This window comes from Listeria immobilis, from assembly GCF_014322765.1.
GTDB classification, from domain to species: domain Bacteria; phylum Bacillota; class Bacilli; order Lactobacillales; family Listeriaceae; genus Listeria; species Listeria immobilis.
Genome location: NZ_JAASTZ010000004.1, coordinates 151,201 through 169,940, shown reverse-complemented (window position 1 = coordinate 169,940; position 18,740 = coordinate 151,201). Strand labels below are relative to the sequence as shown.

General features: G+C 35.7%; 13 protein-coding genes. 12 read left to right on the top strand and 1 reads right to left on the bottom strand.

Annotated elements, in window-relative coordinates:
- Positions 1-11 precede the first annotated feature (11 nt).
- From HCJ50_RS04210 to HCJ50_RS04190, 5 genes are all read left to right on the top strand, one after another.
- Positions 12-632: a cell surface protein gene (locus HCJ50_RS04210; RefSeq protein WP_185395549.1), complete on the top strand. Its 621-nt coding sequence runs from the start codon at positions 12-14 to the stop codon at positions 630-632.
- 591 nt (positions 633-1,223) lie between these two features.
- Positions 1,224-2,990 carry an ABC transporter ATP-binding protein gene (locus tag HCJ50_RS04205; RefSeq protein ID WP_185395550.1) on the top strand — a complete coding sequence of 589 codons (1,767 nt, stop codon included), beginning with the start codon at positions 1,224-1,226 and terminating at the stop codon, positions 2,988-2,990.
- The gene (locus HCJ50_RS04200; protein ID WP_185395551.1) at positions 2,977-4,782 is read left to right on the top strand and encodes an ABC transporter ATP-binding protein; all 1,806 of its coding nucleotides are present in this window, start codon (positions 2,977-2,979) and stop codon (positions 4,780-4,782) included. Before HCJ50_RS04205 ends, HCJ50_RS04200 begins: the two co-directional genes overlap by 14 nt.
- 80 nt (positions 4,783-4,862) lie before the next feature.
- On the top strand, positions 4,863-5,351 hold the full coding sequence (locus HCJ50_RS04195; RefSeq protein WP_185395552.1) for a CcdC family protein: 489 nt from the start codon (positions 4,863-4,865) through the stop codon (positions 5,349-5,351).
- Positions 5,352-5,523: 172 nt separating this feature from the next.
- Positions 5,524-6,042 (top strand): hypothetical protein, encoded by a 519-nt coding sequence (locus tag HCJ50_RS04190; RefSeq protein ID WP_185349591.1) that lies wholly within the window; start codon positions 5,524-5,526, stop codon positions 6,040-6,042.
- Between the two features lie 48 nt (positions 6,043-6,090).
- On the opposite strand, the gene HCJ50_RS04185 is transcribed toward HCJ50_RS04190, so the two are convergent.
- The gene (locus HCJ50_RS04185) at positions 6,091-6,699 is read right to left on the bottom strand and encodes a lysophospholipid acyltransferase family protein (protein WP_185347848.1); all 609 of its coding nucleotides are present in this window, start codon (positions 6,697-6,699) and stop codon (positions 6,091-6,093) included.
- Between the two features lie 115 nt (positions 6,700-6,814).
- Here HCJ50_RS04185 and HCJ50_RS04180 point away from each other — a divergent pair, with 115 nt between their 5' ends.
- The 7 genes from HCJ50_RS04180 (at position 6,815) to HCJ50_RS04150 (ending at position 18,738) form a co-directional block, all read left to right on the top strand.
- The gene (locus HCJ50_RS04180; RefSeq protein ID WP_185395553.1) at positions 6,815-7,939 is read left to right on the top strand and encodes an exonuclease SbcCD subunit D; all 1,125 of its coding nucleotides are present in this window, start codon (positions 6,815-6,817) and stop codon (positions 7,937-7,939) included.
- The gene (locus HCJ50_RS04175) at positions 7,936-11,007 is read left to right on the top strand and encodes an SbcC/MukB-like Walker B domain-containing protein (RefSeq protein ID WP_185395554.1); all 3,072 of its coding nucleotides are present in this window, start codon (positions 7,936-7,938) and stop codon (positions 11,005-11,007) included. Before HCJ50_RS04180 ends, HCJ50_RS04175 begins: the two co-directional genes overlap by 4 nt.
- An 85-nt stretch (positions 11,008-11,092) precedes the next feature.
- Positions 11,093-14,311 (top strand): DEAD/DEAH box helicase, encoded by a 3,219-nt coding sequence (locus HCJ50_RS04170; RefSeq protein ID WP_185395555.1) that lies wholly within the window; start codon positions 11,093-11,095, stop codon positions 14,309-14,311.
- The gene (locus HCJ50_RS04165; protein ID WP_185347855.1) at positions 14,311-14,733 is read left to right on the top strand and encodes a general stress protein; all 423 of its coding nucleotides are present in this window, start codon (positions 14,311-14,313) and stop codon (positions 14,731-14,733) included. Before HCJ50_RS04170 ends, HCJ50_RS04165 begins: the two co-directional genes overlap by 1 nt.
- A 12-nt stretch (positions 14,734-14,745) precedes the next feature.
- A complete protein-coding gene (locus HCJ50_RS04160; RefSeq protein WP_185395556.1) occupies positions 14,746-15,549 on the top strand; it encodes an STAS domain-containing protein in 804 nt (267 codons plus the stop codon).
- 156 nt (positions 15,550-15,705) lie between these two features.
- On the top strand, positions 15,706-18,408 hold the full coding sequence (gene acnA, locus HCJ50_RS04155; protein ID WP_185395557.1) for an aconitate hydratase AcnA: 2,703 nt from the start codon (positions 15,706-15,708) through the stop codon (positions 18,406-18,408).
- A 96-nt stretch (positions 18,409-18,504) separates the two neighbouring features.
- Positions 18,505-18,738: a hypothetical protein gene (locus tag HCJ50_RS04150; protein ID WP_185347861.1), complete on the top strand. Its 234-nt coding sequence runs from the start codon at positions 18,505-18,507 to the stop codon at positions 18,736-18,738.
- Positions 18,739-18,740 lie beyond the last annotated feature (2 nt).

Sequence of the window (18,740 nt, the reverse complement as noted above, 5' to 3'; positions counted from 1 at the left end):
GGGAAGTAAAAATGAAGAAGAAAACAATCGCAATTATTGTTTTTACAACGTGTCTTTTAGTCATGAGTTGTTTTCTAGTTGTAAATACATATACAAATAAAGCTGCAACTCCCAAAAAAGAAGTTCCAATATATGAGATTTATTCCGATTATACCTTAGATGTGGATAAACCCGAAGAAGTAGTTGGTGATGCGGATTACGTTTTTGTAGGTGAAGTGACAAAGGAAATCGGCACAAATTATAAAAATAAGACTCCAATAGAACAAGCCAATGGTGAAATAGAATATATCGGTGAGGCATATACCCAATATGAACTAGATGTGATTACCAATTTAAAAAATGAGTTGCCTACAGCAGAAAGTATTTCCATTGAAAAACAAGGGGGATTACGTGAAGACGGTTCGGCATATGATGTTTTCGAAGATGATCAACTTCCAAAAGTAGGACAAATCTATATTTTTACTGCCTATGAACAAGATGATGGTAGTTTGCTAGTATCAGGGGCAAATTCAACCATCTCATTTGACGAAAAAACAAAAGAACTAGATACAAATAAAGAAGTGAGACAAACAGAAGAAGTGGAGCTTTATGAAGAGGCGGTTGAAAATCAAGTTGTGACAATAGAAGAGTGATTTGCAAAGCCTAAGTAAATCAATATAATAAAGCTTTGTAAGTATATTTCAATAATATCCGTGCAGGTAGTCTCAATAGCTTGATGACTACCTAGCATGGATAGATTCTTGTGTAATCGAAATTATGATAAATACATTTTAAGGTCATTATAGCAGTTTTATGAAGGACGTTACGTCGTTATAAAATTGGGACCTTATCATGTTTTTTTATTTTTTAGGTTGAAAATTTTAAAAAATAGGAGAAAAAGCATTAAATAATAAATTGTTCAATTAAAATAATTTTTGAACAATTAGCAATTATTTGTTGCGCTTTCAAAAAAAATCGGTTAAACTAATATCGTTGCATAATAAAAACAAAGGAGGAATGGACGATGAATAATTATAATATGATTTCCAACAAGGCATTATTGCGCGTTAAAATAGCATTTATTTCACCGGACCATTTCACGGGCAAGGAAACTCTCCTTTAATTTGGTTTTATTTATACAAAGTGGTGGCAAATAAATATATTTTTTCGGGTAATAATGGGCAAAAATTGGTCCATTATTTTTATTTGTCCATTTTTAAGGAAAAAAGGGAGGGAAAAGGCGTTTGAAGATATTTAAAGCTTTGAGTTGGTTTTTTAAAGAAAATTGGAAATCTTATGTATTTGGAGTAACCATCCTATTTATGATTGCACTTTTGCAATTAGTTCCGCCGCAAATAATTGGTTATACGGTGGATGCCATAACAAATGATTCGCTAACAAAAGAGAAATTGATAAAGTGGATGCTTATTCTTGTTGTAGCAGCGGTTCTTGCTTATGGCGGACGTTATGTATGGAGAATGCTCATTTTTGGTTCAGATAATAAATTGCAGCGAACGCTTCGTTTACGATTATTTGAACATTTTACGAAGATGTCACCATTTTTCTTTCAAAGGTATCGTACAGGAGATTTAATGGCACATGCGACAAATGATATTACGGCGATTCAGCAAGTGGCTGGTATTGGGGTTTTAACGCTTTCTGATTCGGTTTTAACAGGGGGAACAGTTATTGCTACCATGGCGATAACGATAGATTGGCGATTAACACTGATTGCATTATTACCGATGCCGTTTATGGTTCTTGGGAGTTCTATTCTTGGGAAAAAGCTACATGACCGGTTCCACGGCGCCCAAGCAGCATTTTCAACATTAAATGATAAAACACAAGAAAGTATTTCAGGAATTAAAGTAACACGTACATTCGGACAAGAGAAAGAAGATATTCAAGATTTTGCGAAACAAGCCAAAGATGTAGTCAAAAAAAATATTGCTGTAGCAAAAGTGGATGCAATGTTTGATCCGATGATTTCCATAATTGTAGGGATTTCTTTTGTTTTAGCTCTTGGGTTTGGTGCGAAGTTTGTTGTGGATGGCGAACTAACTATTGGACAAGTAATCGCATTTTCGAACTATTTATTCTTACTAATTTGGCCTATGCTAGCATTTGGATTTTTATACAATATCATTCAACGCGGAAATGCTTCTTATGACCGTGTGCAGCATTTATTAACAGAGAAAGAAGATATATTAGATCATGACGGAGCGCTAGATACGGTTCCGAATGGTGATTTGCAAGTGGTTATAAATGAATTTACGTATCCAGACGAATCAGAACCAGTCCTTGCAGATATTCACTTTGAATTAAAAGCGGGTGAAACACTTGGAATTGTCGGACGAACAGGGGCGGGTAAAACTTCTCTATTAAAATTACTGATGCGTGAATACGATACTTATAATGGAGAAATTTCCTTTGCTAATATAAAAATTCAAGATTACACAGTTCGAGCATTACGAGAATCGATTGGTTATATACCGCAAGATCAATTTTTGTTTTCAACGACGGTTCGGGATAATATTCGTTTTGGGAAACCAGAAGCATCTCAAGAAGAAGTGACTAAAATAGCACAACTTGTATCAGTAGATGAGGATATTCTAGGTTTTGAACAAGGATATGACACTATTGTTGGGGAACGAGGAGTATCGCTATCAGGAGGACAAAAACAACGACTTGCAATTGCTCGTGCGTTAATTATGAATCCGGAATTACTTGTATTAGATGATGCACTTTCAGCAGTTGATGCTAAAACGGAAGAGCAAATTCTATCCAATTTAAAAGAAAATCGATCTGATAAAACAACGATTATTAGCGCGCATCGTCTTAGTTCTGTGGAGCATGCTAATTTGATTATCGTCATTGACAAAGGAAAGATTGTAGAACGTGGAACACATAATGATTTAATGAAATTAGATGGTTGGTATGCAGAAATGTTTCAGGAGCAACAACTGGAAGAAGCCTTAGAAAAAGGGGGTGCGGCAGATGGAAACGATTAATGAGCAAGATGAAATGTTAGTGATGTCGGGAAAAGAACATCGCGAAGTTTTAAAACGAATGCTTCGTTATACAAAATATCATATTCCCAGTTTGATTTGGACGGGAGTTTTAGTTCTTCTTGTTACACTTGCAGATGTATTTACTCCGATTTTGATTAAAATATTTTTAGATGATTATTTAACACCAATGAATTTGGAGATGCAGGCTTTACTGATTCTTGGAGCGGGGTATTTAGGGATTACAATTGGAAAATCTATTGTGTGGTATTTCCAACTACTTTTCTTTCAAAAAATCGCTTTAGAAATCGTGCAACAAATGCGAATTGATATTTTTACTAAACTACATTCGCTCGGTATGCGTTATTTTGATAAAACGCCAGCTGGAAGTATTGTTTCGCGGGTAACTAATGATACGGAAGCTGTAAAAGATATGTTTATTAATGTTTTATCAACCGCCATTCAAAGTTTATTTATGCTCATTGGAATCTATGCAGCGATGTTTGCTCTTAATGTTCAGCTAGCACTTTATAGTTTGTTATTATTTCCATTAATCGTCTTCATCATTTTTGTTTACCGGAAATATAGTTCCAAATTTTATCGTGCGAGACGAGAAAAATTAAGTCAATTAAATGCAAAAATTGCCGAGTCTATTTCGGGCATGTCTATCGTACAACAGTTCAATCAAGAGCGTCGTTTAGTGAAAGAATTTGAGAAAATTAACAAAGATTATTATGATGTTGGTATGAAGAACATTAAATTTAATGCGTTACTTCTAGGTCCGGCAATTGATTTAATCTATGCGCTTGCTGTTGTGATTATTCTTAGTTTCTTTGGTGCAGAATCACTAATTGGTCCTGTGGCAATTGGAACGATTTATGCTTTTATTAGCTATTTTGATCGTTTTCTTGAAGCGATATATAATGTGATGGAACGACTGGCGATGTATCAAGAAGCAATCACTGCAGCGTCACGAGTATTTCGGATAATGGATGAAACAGAAGAAGTTCCGGCTCAATTAAATGACCCTGATGCAAAAATCACCCAAGCAAAAATCGAATTTAAAGATGTTTCCTTTGCCTATGAGGGTGGGCGTGATGTACTTAAAAATATTAGCTTTACTGCAGAACCTGGGCAGACGGTAGCATTAGTCGGACACACTGGAAGCGGGAAAAGTTCGATTATTAATTTGATGATGCGGTTTTATGAATTTGAACGTGGCGATATTTTAATTGATGGAAAATCAATTAAATCGCATCAAATGGCAGAATTACGAAAGAAAACAGGTTTAGTTTTACAAGATAGCTTTATGTTTTATGGTGATATTAAAAATAATATTCGTTTATATAATAAAACTATTACAGATGAACAAATTATAGATGCAGCAAAATTTGTTCAAGCAGATGGATTTATTCAAACATTAACAGATCAATATAATCATAAGGTAATTGAAAGAGGTTCTTCCTTTTCTAGCGGGCAAAGACAGTTGATTTCATTTGCGCGAACGGTAGTCACTAATCCGCAAATACTTGTGCTAGATGAGGCGACTGCAAACATTGATACAGAAACCGAAAGCTTAATTCAAACTGGATTAAAACGAATGCGAGAAGGGCGGACGACGATTGCGATTGCGCATCGACTTTCGACAATTAAAGATGCCGACTTGATATTAGTTTTATCTAAGGGACGAATTATTGAACGAGGGACACATGAAACATTAATTACTGAACAAGGTGTTTATCATGCAATGTACAAATTACAAAATAGTGGCATGGATTATAGAGATGCGCTTTAAGCAGAGAAGTTTATTTCACACGGTAAAAGGAATATAATGAGGAGCGAAGTGTTAGAGCAGATTAATAGGAGGAGTTAGTTGTGTCATTAGTTATTTCAATTATTATTACACTTGTTTTTGGTGCTGGAATTATTATGATTAGAATGAAGGCATCCAAACGACCAGCAAGTGTAAAAGGGATTATCATACCACCAATAATGATGTCGACAGGCGCGCTCATGTTTGTCATTCCTTTTTTCCGTGTATCATGGCTAGATATTTTAGAAGCGGTTGCGATGGGGCTTGTATTTTCCATTATTTTAATTTGGACAACAAAATTTGAAGTTCGCCATCAATACGTTTTTATTAAGCGAACAAAAGCTTTTCCGGTAATTTTGATGGGTTTATTACTTATTCGAATTTTTATTAAATACTGGATTAGTGGTAGTTTAGAAGTTGGGGAATTATCAGGAATGTTCTGGATTATGGCTTTTGCGATGATTGTACCGTGGCGAATTGTCATGTATTTCCAATATAAAAATACCGAAAAAGAACTTAATAAAGTAGAAGTAAATGCAGACTATGAATAATAGTGAAAGCATTTTCTAAAACTGCTTGAATTATGCAGTATGAATAGCTTATAATGAATAATGTTACATCGTGAGTAATGTTACTTGCCGGATGGGTGAAGCAAATCCGAGACTGACGCGGCCAGTTAAAAAAGGGCTTCCGAGTTTGGCTTGAAAAAAGGAGGACAACAGCGTGAAAAAATGGTTATTAGTAGTCTTAACTTTAGCACTAGGTCTGTCGCTTGCGGCTTGTTCTGGTTCTAGTAGTTCTGACAAGAAAGAAGATACAAAAAAATCTGAGTCAACCAATGTGAAAGATGATGTGCTAAATTATTATATGACTTTGGTAGACGTAATTGACACAAATAACGCAGACTATAATGCTTATGTAGCAGCAGTTGGTGCAGATCCAAAACCTGGTGAAGCAGAACTAGCAGCACTTGCAAAACCAGCAAGTGAATCTGCATTAAAAGTTTCTGTTGAATTAGCTAGTCAAAAAACACCTGACCTTGGTAAATATACAGATGATTTTAAAACAGCTGTAGAAGATTTAAGCATTGCTTATAAACAAGAATCAGATGCACTTAAAGCTAGTGGACGTGATACAACAAAAGCAGATGAAGCGATGGCTAAAGCGGACGAAGCATTGGCTAACGTATTAAAAGAAGCAGGGCTAAACCCTTCAAGTATCACAACTGATACAGCTTCTTGATAAGAAAAAAGACCGTTTTCCTTTTTGGAAGGAAGCGGTCTTTTTTTATTATTTCTTTTTCGTTTGATTGATTTCATTTTGTAATTGTTCAAAAGTTGCCATTAATTCTTGAGATTTAACTTCTAGTAGCTCTTTTTGGTCAAGTTCGGTATCATTGAATAAGACAGGGTCACCAAAGCGAATAATAATTTTTTTGCGTTTTAAGATTTCACCAAATGTTTTTGGACCATCATAGACAGCCGGAAGCATTGGTACTTTCGCTTTATGAGCAATCGTCACGGCGCCTCGTTTTAGATGAAGGTTAGTTGTCTTTCTTGTACCACTAGGGAAAATACCAACAACTTTACCTGATTTCAACATCCGAATAGGTGCTTTAATTGCACTTGGCCCTGGATTGTCACGATTCACTGGGAAGGCATTTAAGTGAGTCATTAGCCAGTTGAGCATCTTTCCTTTGAATAGCTCTTGTTTAGCCATATAATGAACTGGCGTTGGTGATAATGCGAAACCTAGGTATAAGATTTCAATCCAAGACGTATGGGTGGAAACAACTACATAAGGTGCTTCAATAATTTTGTCTTTATTTTGTACTTGAAATCGCCCACCAAGAATAATTAAAATAAAATGAACGAGGTTTTTTGCGAAATGATAAAACAACTTCTTCACTCCCAATATTGCTAGTTATTTTTTTAGACTATATCTAGTATACTTAAAAATAACAACTTTTGCATTAAAAATAAATAATCTACGGGAAAAAGAAAAGAGGATAATGATGAAATTTTTACATACAGCTGATTTACATTTAGGGAAAATTGTTTCGGGAGTATCAATGCTTGCGGAACAGGAATATATTTTAGCACAAATAACGAAGATTGCTCAGGAGGAAAAGATTGATGCCTTAATTGTGGCTGGGGACTTATATGACCGGTCCATACCACCAGCGGATGCAGTGAACGTTTTAAACGATATATTAGTAAAATGGAATGTCGAGCTTGGTATTCCGATTTTCGCGATTAGTGGGAATCATGACAGCGCAGAACGACTGTCATTTGGTACACAGTGGTATGAAAGCAGTAAACTTTATATGAAGGGGAAATGTAGCGCTGAATTTGAAGCAATTCCTTTTATGGATGCAGAAGTTTGGTTGGTGCCTTATCATGAACCAGCCGTTATTAGAGAGGCGTTTAATGATACATCCATCCGAAGCTTTGAAGATGCCATGCAAGCGATAACGAAACAAATTCGTACTAAATGGAATCCAGAGAAGGCGCAAATTTTAGTAGGACATGCTTTTGTTTCTGGAGGATTACCGAGTGACTCAGAGCGACAACTGGCAATTGGAAACGTGGACCGTGTGTCGACTAATTGCTTTGATGGTTTTACCTATACAGCACTTGGGCATTTGCATCATCCGCATGCGATAAATCACCCGTCGATTTTTTATAGTGGTTCTCCGCTTAAGTATTCTTTCTCGGAAGTGAGTGATAAGAAAAGTGTGCGGATTGTTGAAATCGAAGGGAATTCGCTTGTATGTGTGGAAGAACGTTTGCTTACACCAAAACATGATATGCGGATAATTTCTGGAACTTTGGCAGAACTTACAGAGAATTTGGTTGAAACTCCAGATGATTTCTTTCAAGTAAATCTAATGGATGAAGGTGCGCTAATTGATCCAATGGGGAAATTGCGCCAATTTTATCCGAATATTTTACATTTAGAACGAAAAAAACAGCAACTAAAAGAATCACAAGCTAGTTTTGAAGAAGTGATGAAAAAAGATGATTTAGAACTGTTTGATCAATTTTTTGAATACACTAATGGGACAGAATTAACAAAGGAACAAAAGGAAAAATTAACTAATATTTTCGAGCTTGCAAGAAAGGAAGAGGTAGAATGAGACCAATTAAACTAACTATGCAAGCTTTCGGAGCGTATGCTAAAAAGGAAGTAATTGATTTTGAGAAACTTGGTAATGAGCAAATTTTTGTAATTTCTGGAAAAACCGGTGCAGGGAAGTCAACAATTTTTGATGCGATTAGCTTTGCCATTTTTGGTAAGGCGAATACGTTTGATAGAGAGGGTTTCTCGATGCGTAGTCATTTTGCAACAGATAAAGAGATTACAGAAGTGACACTAGTTTTTAGACTCAAGGAGCATATTTATCAAATTAGCCGTATTCCACAACAGGAAATTGCCAAACAGCGGGGTAACGGAACAACCATTTCTCCTCAAAAAGCAGAATTATATGAGTTGATTGGGGATGAAATGAAGCTACTAGCAAGCTCAGTGCGAGATGTTAATACGAAAATGGAAGAATTAATCCAATTAAATGTTGATCAATTTAGGCAAATTTTGATGATTCCACAAGGAGAGTTTCGTGAATTACTTGTTTCAGATAGTAAGGAGAAAGAAGTGATTTTACAACGGTTGGCGCATACGCTTTATTATGAAAAAGTAGAAAATATTTTATGGAAAAAACAAAAAGAAGCCGAAATTTTCGTCACTGACGCTAGAAAGAAAGTAACCGAACTAGCGGAACTTAGCGTACCTGGTATAGAAGTCGCTGGAAAAACTACTGCCGAAATTAGCACGCTTCAAACAAGCGCCATTGCTCAAGAAGAGACTCATTTAGTTGATTTAGAAAACAAATTAGTTGTTATTCGGGAAGAAACTAGTCAAGCAGTGGAAAAAGTAACACTAGCAAAAGAGCAGCTACTTGATTGGCATCATTTGGATTTGTATACGGAGGAAGTTGCAACACTAGAACAAGCGTTGGATTATTATCAAGCGATGGAAAAACAGCTAGAAAAAGCGAAAAGAGCAAATAATTTACGTTCACAAGATGCTCTTTGTTTACGTTTGAAAGAACAACTACAAACAGCAGAAGTGAGAGAAAAACAAGTTACACTAGATGTTGAAAAAGTAACCGAACAGTTTGCAAACGCAAAAAAACAAAAAGAAACACTTGCAAAACACGAAGCAGAACTTGAGGCTAACAAACGTCAACTTTTCCAATTAGAAGAAATGGAACCAAAAATAATTGAATTAGAAACAGTTACCGTACAAAAACGTCGTACGGAATTAGAGTGGAAAGAACAAGTAGATTTTTTACAAAAAGTAATGGATAAACAGCAGGCATTATTAGCAGAAGTGGAAGCAGCAGAAGCAAGCTTAAATGAAATAAACGAAGCGGAAGTAGCTAATTTAGAAACTATCCAAAAGCGAACAACAATGGAAACACAAATCGAAAAAAATCAAGAATTAATAAATAAACGAACAAAAATGATTGCTTGGGAGAAACAAAAACAAACAGAAGAACAAACACTTACACGTCTTGTATTAGAAAAAAATACTATAGAAACGATGATAAAACAAGAAGAAACAAAATTTGCAAAAGAACAAGCCGCTACGCTTGCAGAACATTTGCACGACGGAGAAGCTTGTCCAGTTTGCGGTTCACTAACACATCCAGAACTTGCAACTTGGGAGGAAGCTGCTAACCTAGAACAATTAGAACAGGCAAAAGCGAATTTACAAGCCAAACAATTAACCCTTTCCACTACAGAAAAAACAATTAGTCAATTGGATTGGCAATTAAATGAGTGGGCGGAAATTCAAGATGTCCCTTTAGAGGAAGTAAGTAAAAGCTTGGCGGAACAACAGCAATTAACCATTGAACTAACAAAACAAATCGAGGCATTGCAATTAAAAATAGCTCAAAAAGAAAATATCCAAACTAAAATAAACACATTGAAAAACAAACAAAAAGAAACTGAATTAGAAAAAAACAGTATCGGAGAGCAAGTAGAAAGCTTACATCAACAAGTGCAATTAGCGAATGGGAAATTAAGTTATCTAGAGCAATCTATCCCAGTTGATATGCGAGATAAAGCTGTTTTTGATAAGCAAAAAAATAAGCTGCAAACAAATATTCAAGACTACGAAACACAAAAAGAACATGTGGAAACAATGTACAAGCAGGCAGAAAAAGAAACAACTAGGTTAGAATCCACTTTAACTATTGCTATCAAAACAACCGCAGATGCGAAAATGGCTTTACAAGTACAGCGGGAAATTTTTAAAGAGGCGATGAAAGAAAATCATTTTTCAAATTATGAAGCTTATAAACAAGCCTTAATGGCAGAGGAAGAGCTTGCAAGTTTAGAAACACAAATTTCTGAGTTTCAGAAAAAACGTCATTTGGCCATTTCACGTCAAGCAGATTTAACTGCAAAATTAAAAGATAAACAAAAACCAAATATCGAACAACTTGAACTGTTTATGAAAGAAAAACAACAAATATTAATGCAATTAGAAGAAGACACAATAAAGCAGCGTGAATTATTAGCAAAACGCAAAGAACTCGTGGAAAATTACCAAAAAAGCATTCAAGCAGTCGAACAAGCAGAAGCCAATTATGCAGATATTGGTTTGTTAGCGGATGTAGCACGTGGTAAAAATCCACGTAGACTCACGTTTGAACGTTATATACTAGCGATGTTTTTAGATACGATTATTCACCGGGCGAATCATCGTTTATCGAAAATGACAAGTGGACGTTTTGAGCTACGTCGTAAAGTTGAAAAAGCTAAAGGAAATGTCCAAAGCGGTCTAGAATTAGAAGTTTTTGATGAATATACAGGACTAACCCGTCATGTGAAGACACTTTCAGGCGGAGAAAGCTTTAAAACTTCTCTGGCACTTGCTTTGTCTCTAGCAGAAGTGGTGCAGGAAATGGCTGGGGGAATCTCACTAGAGACGATGTTTATTGATGAAGGTTTTGGAACATTAGATCCAGAATCACTGGAAGTAGCAGTTGAATGTTTACTAGAAACACAGGAAAATGGGCGCCTTGTTGGAATTATCTCACATGTTCCTGAACTAAAAGAGCGAATTTCTGCAAGATTGGAAGTAACAGCGACCAATCATGGTAGTACGACTAAATTTATTACAGCTAATAACTAAAAGTCTGCCTGCATTGCCGACACTCGTCTTTTCCTATATAATAGTAGTTTAGAGTAATGGACGGTTTTTGGGAGGAATAAAGTTAATGGAGCACTTTACCGCAATTCAAAATAAAATGATTCCATATAGTGTCAAGCAAGCCGGAAAAAAACTGATGGAAGACGGAGAAATTATTCAGTTTGCTGAAAAGGATGCATCAGATCATTTGCTAACATATTTTATTGATCAAAATGTGGTAGAAGATGCTGGAAATGAAAATTATGCTTGCAGTTGTGCAGAGTTTCAGCTAAACGCAATTTGTAAGCATATTTATGCGACACACTTAAAAATGGAAAAAGAAAAGCAAAAAAAAGCAAAGCAAGATTTTAAAAATCGAATTTTAACACAAGAATCCAATACACTTCTATCCCTTTTTCAGCAAAATATGGCGCAACAGCTCGATGTAGAAGAAGATAATACGAATAAAACACCACTTTTAACGCAATATATTGTTCGTCTAAAGCCAGATGAATCAAGCTATATAATGACCATTGAAGTGAAAGTTGGGACTGAACGGACCTATGTTGTAAAAAATATGAATACCTTTCTTGCAGCAGTACGTGACCGGCAATGGCTCGTGTTTACGAAAAATTTTGCTTATGATCCAAACGAACATTTTTTTGCGGAAGAGGACAAAAAAATCCTAGGAAAACTACTACAAATTAGTGAAATTGCGAAAATGTATGATACGGATACGTTTTATTGGAATAAATCTTACGCGGAAGAAAAAAACTTGACCATTCCGCCCAGTATGGCAAGTAGTTTATTAGAACTTTTGTCTGGTCGGGATACGATATGTATTATTATGAAAGAGCGTGTAGAAGATATTAAATACCGCGGTCTAACCGTTCGACATGATAAATTGGATTTTATTTTTGAGCTTAAAAAAAATGCCGATGATAAATATCAGCTGGAACTGGAAGATTTACAACAAGCGATCTTTTTTGAAGCATACCAATTACTCTTTTTTGATGGTACCTTTTTTATTCCAACACCGGAAGTTTGGGAGTCTTTAAAACCATTAGTGGAGTTTCATAAAGTAACAAAAAATGAAGTCGTACAGTTTTCTGAGTCGCAATTAAGTGAAGTAGTTTCCTACGTGTTACCTGCTTTACAGAAAAGTGGGAAATTAAAATTAGATGATTCGATTGAAGGACGTATTACGCAACAACCACTTGATTGCAAACTATTTATCGCTTTAGAATACGGCGAGCATACTTTACGATTAGAGTATCATTATGGTAATCAACAATTTGACCCTTTTGTTACAACAGAAGAAGAAAATGAGAAAATTATGATTCGCGATGTTGAGAAAGAAGCACGTGTGATGAATATTTTAGAAAGCGCTCCTGTTCATTTTTCTGGAACAAAAATGATTGTTAATAAGCAAGAAAAAGATCTATATCAATTTTATTACCGGACGATTCCAAAGCTAGCTGCATTCGCAGAAATTTATATGGAAGACGGACTAGAGGAAATGGTAGAGGATAATGTTCGCCCAGTAACAACACTGGATGTTTCTGGCGATAACGATTATCTTTCTGTGACCTTTGATTTTAAAGGTATACCAGAAGCGGAAGTCCAAAATGTCCTAGAATCTTTACGTGAAAAACGAAGCTATCATCGATTGAAAAATGGGCGTTTCTTATCACTTGAATCGGAAAATTATAAACAAATGGAAGACGTTTTGCAAATGTTAGAGGTTCGTAAAAAGGATGTCCAAAGCAATATGCAAGTTCCACTTTATCGCGGTATGCAAATCTATGATATTTTAGGAGCAGGGACACAAGATGAACATCATAAATTTAGTCGCTCGTTTCGTGAATTATTAACAGATATAACGACACAATCAGAGGATAGTTTTCCTTTGCCAAAAGGGTTGAAAGCGGAGTTGCGCGATTATCAATTAACCGGTTTTGAATGGATGAAATCACTGGCTAAATACAATCTGGGTGGGATTTTGGCTGATGATATGGGACTTGGAAAAACGGTTCAAACCATTAGCTTTTTGGCATCAGAACTAGAAGAAAATCCAAACTTAAAGCCAGTATTAATCGTTACACCAGCATCGCTACTATACAATTGGCAAAGTGAGCTCGAAAAATTTGCACCAACTATTCCTGTCACTGTTTTACATGGAACAAAAGAATCGCGCTTGGCAGAAATGAAAGAGATGAAGTCTGGTCATGTTTATTTGATTTCGTATCCATCGTTGCGCCAAGATATTTTAAACCTAGCAAATGTCGCTTTTTCTAGTGTTATAATTGATGAATCACAGGCAATTAAAAACTATCATACAAAAGCCTCACAAGCTGTTCGAGCATTAAAGCGTAATCATGTTTTTGCTTTAAGTGGAACGCCGCTTGAAAACAGTATTGATGAACTTTGGGCAATTTATCAAACTTTAATGCCCGGTTTTTTCCCATCATTACGAAAGTTTAAAGAAATTCCATATGAAAATATTGCAAAAATGATTCGTCCGTTTTTACTGCGCCGCCTTAAACAAGATGTAGTAAAAGAATTACCTGATAAAATCGAAACAAATCTATATTCCGAACTGACCGATGAACAAAAAACCATCTATTTAGCTTATTTAGAAAAAATTCAAGCTGACTTAGAAGAAAGTAATGGTAATGCAGGAGAAGAACGCATTAAATTACTGGCCGGTTTAACCCGATTACGTCAAATTTGTTGTGATCCGAGTCTTTTTGTAGAAAATTATCAAGGTGAATCTGGTAAATTACTACAGTTATTTGATACAATACAGACAGCAAGAGAAAATGGTAAGCGAATCTTGATTTTTTCCCAGTTTACAGGAATGCTTGCGATTATTCGTCGTAAACTAGAAGAAGATGGTCAAACATTCTTTTATATGGACGGGAAAACGCCAGCGAAATCAAGATTAGATATGGTAAATTCCTTTAATGAAGGGGAGAATGACATTTTCTTAATTTCTTTAAAAGCTGGTGGAACAGGGCTAAATCTTGTTGGTGCGGATACAGTGATTTTATATGATTTATGGTGGAATCCTGCTGTGGAAGAACAAGCGACTGGTCGAGCGCACCGAATTGGCCAAAAACGTGTCGTCCAAGTTTTTCGGATGATTACAAAAGGTACTATTGAAGAACGAATTTTTGATTTACAGAAGAAAAAACAAGCATTAGTGGATGAACTTATCCAACCAGGCGAACAAATGCTAGGAAAACTTAGCACAGAAGAAATTAAACAAATTTTACAATTGGATAATGGAAGGGATGAAAAATAATGAAAAAATGGGAAGTATTCGCAGTTCAAAATGTAGGAGCAGCAGAAGAAATTATCGAAAAGTTGGTAAGTGAAGGCTATGAAAAAGAAGATATTTCAGTTTTAGCTAAATCCAAACATAATAAAAACTTAGAAACATTAGCTGAAAAAGAAAACATCGAAATTGAACGTCCAGTAAATGAAGAAGCATTTGGTATTATTTCTGGCATACTTCAATCGCTTAGTGGAGCTATTGTTATTCCGCAAGCTTACAATCCAAAGTATGGCGCTTTATATGCAGCTGGTCCATTCGCAAAATGGTTCTCTAAAACAGATGATAAATCAATCAAAAGATTATTAGAAGATTTTGATCTAACAGATGAACAAATCAATAAAATGATTGAAAATCTACATGATGATAATATTTTGATTTTTGCTAGATGAGAAGGAGTTATTATGCCAATAAGTCAGATATTAATTAGCCGTCGCACAGAATTGATAGATTCTTTTTATGAAGAATATTACACTAATACTGATGAATATAAACTTAGGCTTGATGCAGGAGAAGGAGAGGAATCTATTGGTTCGCTAAGTAGAAACTCTTGTGGAATGATTATCGATGCTATTACTAAAGAACAGAAACCTAATTTTAATTCTATTGGTAAAAGACGCTTTAATGATAAAACCGATATTAAAAAAATCCATCAGCATATGAACGAAATAGACAAGGTCATTTTAACTAAGTTGATTGAGTGGAAAGAACAAGGTGGAAGTTTATACTCGGATGCCGATATTGTCCAATTTATGATGAAAAACAAGGATATTTTAGCTTCAATTCAACAACGTATTTTAGAAGGTTTTATGCAAGAAAGCTTAAATAAAGTTGCTGAACAACAAAAAGAAATCATTCAATTATCAACGCAAATTATTCCGATTACCGAAACAATCAGTGTATTACCAATTGTCGGCAGTTTAGATGATGATCGTGGTTACTTTATGAAAGAAAAAGCAATTGAATCTGCGGATAAGTTAGATATAGAAACAATTGTTATTGACTTTTCCAGCGCGATTTTAAAAGATGATTTAGCAACAAAACACATGGAAGATATGATTCAATCCTTTAAACTAATTGGCTTATCACCAATTATTTCTGGTATGCAGCCAAGTTTTGCGCAGCGAACCATTCAAGTAGGATCCAGTATTTCTAAATTACCTTCATTTGGCTCTTTGGAACAGGCATTAAGAAATTTAGGAATATAGTAATCGAGGTGAACGGCATTAATATGCCGTTCATTTTTTTGTTATAAGAAAAAGTTATAAAAATATATCAGTTTCTCTTTGTTTACTTATCACTCGTTTTTAAGTACAATAGATAAGTAGGATCAATCGTTTCAAGAACTGAAGGAGGAAACGTGGATGACCAATTGGAAAAATAAAGCAAAAGCATCATTCAAGTTAAATAACAAAACGTATCATTATTACAAACTTAAAACCTTAGAAGAGGACAATATTACAAAAATCGAAAAATTACCTTACTCGATTCGTGTTTTGTTAGAATCAGTATTGCGACAAGCGGATGGAAGAGTCATTAAAGATTCTCACATTGAAGATTTAGCACATTGGTCTAATGATGGAAATAGTGGGGAAGTCCCATTTAAACCCGCGCGTGTTATTTTGCAAGATTTTACAGGAGTACCAGCAGTTGTTGATTTAGCCTCATTACGAAAAGCAATGGCAGATCTAGGCGGCGATCCTGAAAAAATCAATCCAGAAATTCCAGTTGATTTAGTAGTTGATCACTCGGTACAAGTGGATAGTTATGCCAATCCAGAAGCTTTGAAAATCAATATGGATCTTGAGTTCAAACGTAACATGGAACGCTATCAGTTCTTAAACTGGGCACAAAAAGCGTTTGATAACTATCGTGCAGTGCCACCAGCAACTGGTATTGTTCATCAAGTAAACTTAGAATATTTAGCCAATGTCGTAATTGCCAATGAAGTAGCAGAGGGTGAATTTGTAGCCTTCCCTGATTCTCTTGTTGGTACAGACAGTCACACTACAATGATAAATGGTATCGGCGTTCTAGGCTGGGGTGTCGGTGGTATCGAAGCTGAAGCAGGAATGCTCGGACAACCCTCTTATTTCCCAGTGCCTGAAGTTATTGGTGTCAAATTAATTGGTGCACTGCCACATGGAGCAACTGCAACAGATTTTGCCTTAAAAGTAACACAAGTATTACGGGAACAAAAAGTAGTTGGTAAGTTTGTAGAATTCTATGGTCCAGGCGTTGCAACATTGCCGCTTGCTGATAGGGCTACTGTAGCGAACATGGCGCCAGAATATGGTGCAACATGTGGCTTTTTCCCAGTGGATAAAGAAGCCTTAAATTATTTAAAATTAACTGGTCGTGATGTCGAACAAATCGAGTTAGTGGAAGCTTATTTAGAAGCGAATGATTTATTCTTCACCCCTGAAAAAGTCGAACCGAATTATACGCAAACAGTAGAAATAGATTTATCAACTATCGAACCAAATTTAGCAGGTCCAAAACGCCCGCAAGACTTGATTCCACTTTCAAAAATGAAAGATACTTTCCGAAAATCGCTTACTGCTAAAGCAGGCAACCAAGGTTTCGGATTAGATAAATCAAATTTAGATAAAGAAGTGACAGTTACTTTTGGAAATGGCGATCAATCAACTATGAAAACTGGTTCTGTCGCTATAGCTGCGATTACAAGTTGCACCAATACTTCCAATCCGTATGTTATGTTAAGCGCTGGTTTAGTTGCTAAAAAAGCTGTTGAAAAAGGGTTAGAAGTACCCAAATTTGTGAAAACTTCTTTAGCTCCGGGTTCTAAAGTTGTCACTGGTTATCTAGAAAAAGCAGGATTACTACCTTATCTTGAAAAACTTGGCTTTGATTTAGTTGGTTATGGTTGTACAACTTGTATTGGTAACTCAGGCCCATTAAAAGATGAAATAGAAGAAGCTATTCAAGATAATGATCTGCTTGTATCTGCTGTATTAAGTGGAAATCGTAATTTTGAAGGTAGAATTCACGCGCTTGTAAAAGCAAACTTCTTAGCATCACCACCACTTGTTGTTGCTTATGCGCTTGCTGGGACAACAAATGTAGATATGTTAACAGAACCAATCGGACGTGGAAATAATGGAGAAGATATCTTTTTGGATGATATTTGGCCAAGTTCAGAGGAAGTAAAAGCACTTGTTCAGGAAACAGTAACTCCAGAACTTTTCCGTGAGCAATATGCCCATGTGTTTGATGAAAATGCAGCTTGGAATGCTATCGAAACAACAGAAGATGCACTTTACAAATGGGATGAGGATTCCACCTATATCGCCAATCCGCCTTTCTTTGATAATTTAGCAAAAGAAGCAGGAGAAGTAGAAGCTTTATCGGGTCTTCGGATTATCGGCAAATTTGGGGATTCTGTTACAACCGATCATATTTCACCAGCCGGAGCAATCGGAAAAGATACACCAGCTGGAAAATTCCTTCAAGATCAAGGTGTTGCTATTCGTGACTTTAACTCTTATGGCTCTCGTCGTGGACATCATGATGTAATGATGCGCGGAACTTTCGCAAATATTCGTATTAAAAATCAAATCGCTCCTGGAACAGAAGGCGGTTATACAACTTACTGGCCAACTGGTGAAGTGATGTCAATTTATGATGCATCTCGTAAGTATATTGAAAATAACACTGGTTTAGTGGTGCTTGCTGGTGATGATTATGGAATGGGATCTTCTCGTGACTGGGCAGCCAAAGGAACTAATTTACTTGGAATAAAAACGGTTATCGCAAAAAGTTATGAGCGAATTCATCGTTCAAATCTAGTGATGATGGGTGTTTTACCACTTCAATTCCAACCAGGTGATGATGCAGAAACACTTGGATTAACTGGTTCTGAAAGCCTTTCAGTAGATATATCAGAAAACGTATCCCCAAGAGATATTATCCAAGTAACAGCTGTTCGTGAAGATGGTAGTGAAATAATTTTCAACGCACTAGCAAGATTTGATTCAGAGGTAGAAATTGATTATTATCGCCATGGTGGAATTTTACCAATGGTTTTACGTGGCAAACTAGAATAATTGCTAAAGAGGCGAAAAGTAACTCGCCTCTTTTTTTATTACACTTGCATTAATAGAACGTATGTTTTATGATTGGTAAATAGGGAGTGTGTGAATTTGAGGTATCAGAAAATCATTTTTATAAGTACAGGAGTTATTGCAGCAGTTGTCGGGTATCTTATTTTTGCTAGCAACTATAAGCCAGATGTACCTAACTGGTTACTTTTTCTATTTTTAGCATTAAGCATAGCTGTTGCAGTTAGTCAGTGGAAAGAGAGACGATTAATATGGAGTTGTATTGGTCTATTTATAGCTGTTTCAATTAGTGTTTTTTACATTTTATCGATATAGGA

Coding starts and splice junctions, on each gene's coding strand:
- HCJ50_RS04180 (WP_185395553.1), top strand. CDS start 6,815: ATGAAATTTTTACATACAGCTGATTTACATTTAGGGAAAATTGTTTCG.
- HCJ50_RS04175 (WP_185395554.1), top strand. CDS start 7,936: ATGAGACCAATTAAACTAACTATGCAAGCTTTCGGAGCGTATGCTAAA.
- HCJ50_RS04200 (WP_185395551.1), top strand. CDS start 2,977: ATGGAAACGATTAATGAGCAAGATGAAATGTTAGTGATGTCGGGAAAA.
- HCJ50_RS04210 (WP_185395549.1), top strand. CDS start 12: ATGAAGAAGAAAACAATCGCAATTATTGTTTTTACAACGTGTCTTTTA.
- HCJ50_RS04165 (WP_185347855.1), top strand. CDS start 14,311: ATGAAAAAATGGGAAGTATTCGCAGTTCAAAATGTAGGAGCAGCAGAA.
- acnA (WP_185395557.1), top strand. CDS start 15,706: ATGACCAATTGGAAAAATAAAGCAAAAGCATCATTCAAGTTAAATAAC.
- HCJ50_RS04170 (WP_185395555.1), top strand. CDS start 11,093: ATGGAGCACTTTACCGCAATTCAAAATAAAATGATTCCATATAGTGTC.
- HCJ50_RS04160 (WP_185395556.1), top strand. CDS start 14,746: ATGCCAATAAGTCAGATATTAATTAGCCGTCGCACAGAATTGATAGAT.